The 5,653-nt window shown below is 48.9% G+C and carries 9 protein-coding genes; 7 read left to right on the top strand and 2 right to left on the bottom strand.

The genetic code is table 11. The features are described 5' to 3' along the window. The first annotated feature begins 236 nt into the window (after positions 1-236). A complete protein-coding gene (locus tag H6F80_RS28480) occupies positions 237-683 on the top strand; it encodes a hypothetical protein (RefSeq protein ID WP_190794887.1) in 447 nt (148 codons plus the stop codon). Positions 684-800: 117 nt separating this feature from the next. Here H6F80_RS28480 and H6F80_RS28475 read toward each other — a convergent pair whose 3' ends face one another. After that, positions 801-1,184, bottom strand: a complete 384-nt coding sequence (locus tag H6F80_RS28475; RefSeq protein ID WP_190794886.1) for a nuclear transport factor 2 family protein — start codon at positions 1,182-1,184, stop codon at positions 801-803. 200 nt (positions 1,185-1,384) lie between these two features. Here H6F80_RS28475 and H6F80_RS28470 point away from each other — a divergent pair, with 200 nt between their 5' ends. The 6 genes from H6F80_RS28470 (at position 1,385) to H6F80_RS28445 (ending at position 4,942) form a co-directional block, all read left to right on the top strand. Then, positions 1,385-2,275, top strand: coding sequence for a helix-turn-helix domain-containing protein (locus H6F80_RS28470; protein ID WP_190794885.1), 891 nt, complete (start codon positions 1,385-1,387; stop codon positions 2,273-2,275). A gap of 519 nt (positions 2,276-2,794) precedes the next feature. After that, positions 2,795-3,184, top strand: a complete 390-nt coding sequence (locus tag H6F80_RS28465; protein WP_190794884.1) for a hypothetical protein — start codon at positions 2,795-2,797, stop codon at positions 3,182-3,184. A gap of 54 nt (positions 3,185-3,238) precedes the next feature. Then, complete coding sequence (locus tag H6F80_RS28460; protein WP_190794883.1) at positions 3,239-3,616, top strand: hypothetical protein; 378 nt, start codon at positions 3,239-3,241, stop codon at positions 3,614-3,616. 42 nt (positions 3,617-3,658) lie between these two features. Then, a complete protein-coding gene (locus tag H6F80_RS28455; RefSeq protein WP_190794882.1) occupies positions 3,659-3,976 on the top strand; it encodes a hypothetical protein in 318 nt (105 codons plus the stop codon). Next, complete coding sequence (locus H6F80_RS28450; protein ID WP_190794881.1) at positions 3,973-4,464, top strand: ASCH domain-containing protein; 492 nt, start codon at positions 3,973-3,975, stop codon at positions 4,462-4,464. Before H6F80_RS28455 ends, H6F80_RS28450 begins: the two co-directional genes overlap by 4 nt. A gap of 211 nt (positions 4,465-4,675) precedes the next feature. Further along, entirely contained in the window at positions 4,676-4,942 is a 267-nt protein-coding gene (locus tag H6F80_RS28445) for a hypothetical protein (protein ID WP_190794880.1), read from the top strand. A 15-nt stretch (positions 4,943-4,957) separates the two neighbouring features. Here H6F80_RS28445 and H6F80_RS28440 read toward each other — a convergent pair whose 3' ends face one another. Next, complete coding sequence (locus H6F80_RS28440) at positions 4,958-5,455, bottom strand: site-specific integrase (protein WP_190794879.1); 498 nt, start codon at positions 5,453-5,455, stop codon at positions 4,958-4,960. Positions 5,456-5,653 lie beyond the last annotated feature (198 nt).

Here is a 5,653-nt window from a genome sequence, read left to right as displayed (position 1 = left end):
CACCTTATGCTAACCGCAGCAGGATTATGGAACTTCTACCTGACTGCGGCATAGGAAGAACTTGAAAGGTCGCATTGGCTAGCTCTGTTCTTATTTCCCGACAACTCTATTGAGTGTCTCCGGACAAACGTGACCACAAATAGCAGTGTCACAGATTTGATAATGTTTTTAGAGAAAGGTGAGTAGATTTTATGTATTAGGACATATATAGCAAAAAGGCCGTGAACTAAGCGAAAATGAACAAACTAGGATTGGTGCTCTCGTCCGTTCTAATTCTTCTATTTAGTTGCTTGCCTGCCGTCCGTGCTACTACCGAAGGGCAAATCACCTTCAACAACGGCAGTCCAGAACCTCTCAGTACACAAGTCTTTAACAACGATTTGGGCACAGGAAAAACTGATAATCGAATCGTAGTTGAACTGACAGTTGATAAAAGCTTGCTGTGGGCTGGGGATCAGTTTCGGACGGTTATCATCTCCGGTAGCAACGCAAATTGTTTTGCGAGAGACTATATCCGTGGAAAACTGATCAGTGAACTTCGAGGATACTGCAACTTTCCATCCGGCTCCTTCGAGGAGATTGTCAATGGCAAGAAAATAGCGCAAACGATCAAAGTTAACTTTGATCCAATCGTCCTTGAAGGCGAGAAGGAAAGGGCAAATCGGGAAATTTTAGCCCGTTAGAGGCTTACGAATAGAAACGTACCATCAGGCAATAGCAGCACAACGTTCACAATCACCGGACTCAAATAACATCTGGTACTCACCACCATACTTTAAAGTTCCGGTGCATTGCGCTTGTTAGGCACCAGGGTTGGACGATGGAAGTGGACAGACTTCCATGCCTTGAATCAAGCCATGCTCAATGGTGAAACGGTGGCCGACGTGCTCATTGGCAAGTACGGTTCCGTCCAGATCGCGCACGACCTGATGCACCTCGACCAAGATCTGCCCATCATCCTCTAGGTGAAAGGCAACCGGCTCGACGTGGCCATCGATCTCGTTCCACTGCTCTGTCCAGTAAGCGCGGACTGCTTCAGGTCCATAGACAAAACCACCTTTGAAGGCTCTCGGCCAATGCACGTCGGGAGTCATGAGGGCGAGGGCGGCATCAATGTCACGCGCGTTAAAGGCGACATACGCTGTGCGTAGCAGCTCAATTTCTGGTGCAGGTTGATCTGGCATAAGAAGTAGGTGAAAGAGATGGGACAGTGTCTAACTTGCTATTGGACGAATTTTCTCCCTTCTATTGGGATGCTCGCTACTATCGCCTTTTGTGGACACCCTACAATAGTCTTAGCCTCAACCTGCCGTCTCATCCAATTCTGCTAAAATTATCCTAATCCTGCTTGGGATGTGAAATCTTGACTGGGTTAAAGCCCATCATGAATCATGCAACCTCCACACTTGATCTTACAAACCAGCAGGAAGCAGCGCGAGTGCTGCCACAAACACCCCTAGTTGCTAGCTATCATACGGGATGGAAAGGGTTAACTTTCATCCACTACTGCCATCCTCCCCACAAAACGGTGGAGCATTGCCTTCTACAACATTCACTGGTGATCACAGACCCCAAAAGTTGCTTTCAGGCAGAGCGTCGTTTGGACGGCAAATTTAAACACTACGCCCACGGTAACGGTCGCGTAGATGTTATCCCAGCATTTCTAAGTCGTTGGACAAGCTGGGATCAGGAAGTCGAGTTTTCGGTGATTGCGATTTGTCCAACATTGTTGAATCAAACCACTCAGGAATTGATGCAGCATGAAATAGAACTGATTCCACAGTTTTCGATTGATGATCCGGTAATCCAGCAATTAGCCCTCGCGCTCAAGACGGAAATCCAAACGGGTTGTATGTCTGGCAGGTTGTATGGCGAGTCATTGGGAACAGCTCTTGCCGCTCGTTTGTTGCAGAACTATGCAGTCAGCAAACCTTCGCTTGAGTTTAAAGCCAACGGTTTACCCCAATCACAGTTGGAGCGAGCCATTGATTACATAAAGGAGAATTTGGCACAAGATTTATCGATTTTGGATTTGGCAAGCCTGACTAGCATGAGCGAATCCCAGTTTAGCCGATCCTTCAAGCAATCGGTGGGGATTGCGCCCTATCAGTATTTGATGCAACAACGTGTGGAACGAGCCAAGCAATTACTGAAACAGCAAGCAATTTCAATTAGCGACATTGCTCTAGATTGTGGCTTTGCAAATCAAACTCATCTAACAAAAGTCTTCCGTCAGATGACAGGGGTGACACCCAAAGCTTATCAAAAGCGATGATCCAAAGTGGATTTTGGGGTCACAATCTACGCACTGCAAGATGTAAGCCTAACAACTAAGCTTACCGGACGTAGACAACCTCTCGAACAACCAACCAGCCTCATCGTTCCGGTATAGCAACTTGTTAGGTGGTGACTTTATGCTACCAATTCATAACAAGCGGCAACTGAGGTCGGAAATCTACCTGTTTCCCCTGCACTTCTCCATCAAACCTAAGTTCTAGACAGCACTCTGCTCCTCCTTGTAGCTTTATCTGCTTTGTATCACTGGATCATTCACGCGCAAGAGGGGGATTTGCGCGGACAGAGGATAGTCCGAAATTTCGGAAACCAGTCCGAAGAATCGGAAGCCAGTCCGAAATCTAGGAACGAATTCCGAAATTTAGGAAGCCAGTCCGAGGTTTTGGAAAACCGATCGCCGAACTCCAGACAAAGGTTCTAGATCGCCTCAGATCTCTCAGACTATTCAGACTCTCTCAGATAGCCCCCGCCCACCTCAGAGAGAGAGCTACTGAATTTTGTGATCGGACGAATTAAGGGAACCGAGGGAATTAAGCAGCCCAGAGCCTATGCGATCGGGGTACTAGAGAAGGATCGGGAGTATTGGGAAGAGGAATTCTATAAGCACCAGCAGTGCACGGCACAGACTGATCTTCCGCCGCCCGTTCCGCCGCCTAAATTTTTTGATGAGCGAGAAAGCTTGATGGGTTTGATCAGGCACTGCCAGGACCAGCAGAAGCCGCTCTCTACTACGGTAAAACAACGCGCCCAGGAACTAGGAATTCGCCTTACAGGAGCATCTACCGATGGAAATGATAGTATCGGCCGAGATACCAGCCCCTCTCTACAGGCTGCTACGCAAGGCATTAGACGAGAATCCAGAGCTGAACTACGATCGCCTCATCTCTGAAGGCATCGCCCACTGTCTCAACCTAAATCAGCAAAATTAGGGAGAGCAGTACCAATGGAACTATTCGACACAAGCCAATATGTGACAGCCAAGCCTCCTGACCTGGAAGGATACGATCCGGACTGGGATAAGCCTTCTCTTACAATCGTTATCCCCAGAACAGCCATACCCACTCCAGAGCCAGGGAGTACGATCGCCACCCGTTCAGGATCAGCAATAGTGACCCGGACGGAGGTTTTTGGGATAGAGCCTGTGATCCGGGGCGATTACGGTAGCGGCATCGAGCAGCCACATACGATCGAGGATTTATTACCCTTCCAAGTCGGTGATGTTGTCCAGTATCACTCTGGTAGAACTACACCCCAGGGCACGATCGATCGCCTTCTGGGCAGCGGAGCCAGTATCGACGAGGGACATTCCTACAAAAGTTAGGTTGAGTTCAAGCACCTGAAGCTGGTCAGCCGACCCTTCGGAGTGAAAGGGAATTCTTCTGTACTATCATCTCCAGTACAGCCGCAGCAAACGGACGGAAAGCGGAAGCGGCGATACTCTCCTAAAGGAAAAGCGGTGGGCTGGATCGAGGAACGAGAGGGGAATCTCAAGCGCAAGAATCCCTCAGTGTCCTATTACTACTGCTGGATGGACGACGGCAGGAAGCGATCCACTTATATCCCGGTCAGTCAGATTCGCCAGATTCGAGCAATGGTTGACAATCGCTGTTCTGGGGATGAGATTCTAGCCGCGATTACGAAGCAGCCCAAACCTCACCGCACGGAGACCTCAAAGCCATGAAGATCATTACACTCCATCAGCCCTGGGCTTCGCTCATTGCGTTGGGGCTAAAGAAATACGAAACCCGGCACTGGTTAACGGATTATCGGGGAGAGCTGCTGATCCATGCAGCCAAGACCAAAGCAACCGTTGAGACAATGGCTGTTTTTTGGAATGCATTGGTACTAGGAGGCGTTGATCGGAGTCAGTTTTTCACCCTTGAGTCCTCTCGCGAGGCAGGATGGAATGTTCATCCCCTGGATCCACAGAACACTTATGGGCAAATCATCGCAACCTCTCAGCTCGCAGATTGCTTGAAGATGACCAATCGCTTCATCAACGAACAGACCGAGCTGGAGCGATCGGTTGGCTTTTGGGAAGTGGGGCGCTTTGCCCTACGGCTGGATGATGTTAGACCGCTGCCCAACCCAATTCCCTTTAAGTCGCGCCAGGGGAAGCTGCTGGACGCACCCAGAGAAATCATTGAACAGGTAGGGAGGACGGTATGAGCGATACGGATGGGTGAGTCAAGCTATCTGCTGAGACGACTTGGAATAAGGAACAGCCAGAGCAGCCACCGACATTAAAACTACGAGTTAAGCGAACACAGTACACCTTACGAGCGCAGATGACGCGATCACAGATGGCCAAAGCCCTACGTGAATGATTTGTAATTTCTGAACTATCCCCCAGCTGTCTACTCACTAACTCACTGAACCCATGACTAAGACTCCTGCCAAGCGCACTCCTAAACCCAAAGCTACCCTGCCCTCCGATTCTGAACTAGTGACGATCGCGGAGGCATCTAAGCGGCTTGGTGAAGGGTACTCCCGCAGCAGCATTATCCGGCGGATTGATAAAACGAAGGAATGGGTAGAAGGTATCCATTGGATTGACGATCGCCCCCTAAATTCAGGAAAACGGATTATTAAGATCAACCTGACTGAGGTGAATAAATTGCGAGCGACCCCGGCAGCTTTCCGGTAGTTTCAGCAGGTGAAACTAAGGAGAACCAGGCGGCAGCGGGCGATTGTCCCGATTAATTAATGCTTCATAGACACGGCGATAAGTCGCTTTATCAATCCAGGCACGATAGGTTCTAATGTGAACCTGAATGCTGTGTCCCATTAATCCGGCTGCAAGGTCTGGCGGTAGCGAAAATTCAAAGCATCGCCTTGCATAGCAGTGGCGCAAATCATAAGGCTTAAAGGGAATCTTGCGATCGTAAAACTCACCCGATACCTTTGTCCCACGCTGGGAATTGGAAAGCTTCTCAAACTGCTGGAAGTCTGGCAGCTTCCTATTTTCTAATTGCCATACCTCAGCCCATTCGGGATAAAGCGGATAAACAAATCTTTCCTGCTTGGTCTTATTTGTATCCGGCACAATTACCACTGGAAACTCTGATAAGTCAGCAATAAATACTTCATGATTTCTCAATCCGTATGTTGCCATCATCCCCAGAACCCAACGCCAGCCTTCATGTTTGAGTTCATTCATAACTTGCACAATCAGGCTATCCGATGGTAACGATCGTGGATTCACACGATGTGCAGAGTAAGAGCCGACGAGATGACTAAAATAGACTTGTCGGGAAATAAGCAAGAATAGAAGGCAGAAATGGGATAAGCAAATGCTGGATATTGAACGGGTGCTGACACAAGACCGCTTGCTGCGCGCTTTAACTGGCTTGAATCG

It is taken from the genome of Leptolyngbya sp. FACHB-711 (assembly GCF_014695615.1).
In the GTDB taxonomy this organism is placed as follows: Bacteria; Cyanobacteriota; Cyanobacteriia; order Elainellales; family Elainellaceae; genus Leptolyngbya_A.
Note: the sequence above shows the minus strand (reverse complement) of the source record. Positions and strands in the feature narration are given on the sequence as shown.

Excerpts from the sequence above, each read along its gene's own strand:
- H6F80_RS28480 (WP_190794887.1), top strand. The coding sequence starts at position 237 with ATGAACAAACTAGGATTGGTGCTCTCGTCCGTTCTAATTCTTCTATTT.
- H6F80_RS28475 (WP_190794886.1), bottom strand. The coding sequence starts at position 1,184 with ATGCCAGATCAACCTGCACCAGAAATTGAGCTGCTACGCACAGCGTAT.
- H6F80_RS28470 (WP_190794885.1), top strand. The coding sequence starts at position 1,385 with ATGAATCATGCAACCTCCACACTTGATCTTACAAACCAGCAGGAAGCA.
- H6F80_RS28460 (WP_190794883.1), top strand. The coding sequence starts at position 3,239 with ATGGAACTATTCGACACAAGCCAATATGTGACAGCCAAGCCTCCTGAC.
- H6F80_RS28450 (WP_190794881.1), top strand. The coding sequence starts at position 3,973 with ATGAAGATCATTACACTCCATCAGCCCTGGGCTTCGCTCATTGCGTTG.
- H6F80_RS28445 (WP_190794880.1), top strand. The coding sequence starts at position 4,676 with ATGACTAAGACTCCTGCCAAGCGCACTCCTAAACCCAAAGCTACCCTG.
- H6F80_RS28440 (WP_190794879.1), bottom strand. The coding sequence starts at position 5,455 with ATGAATGAACTCAAACATGAAGGCTGGCGTTGGGTTCTGGGGATGATG.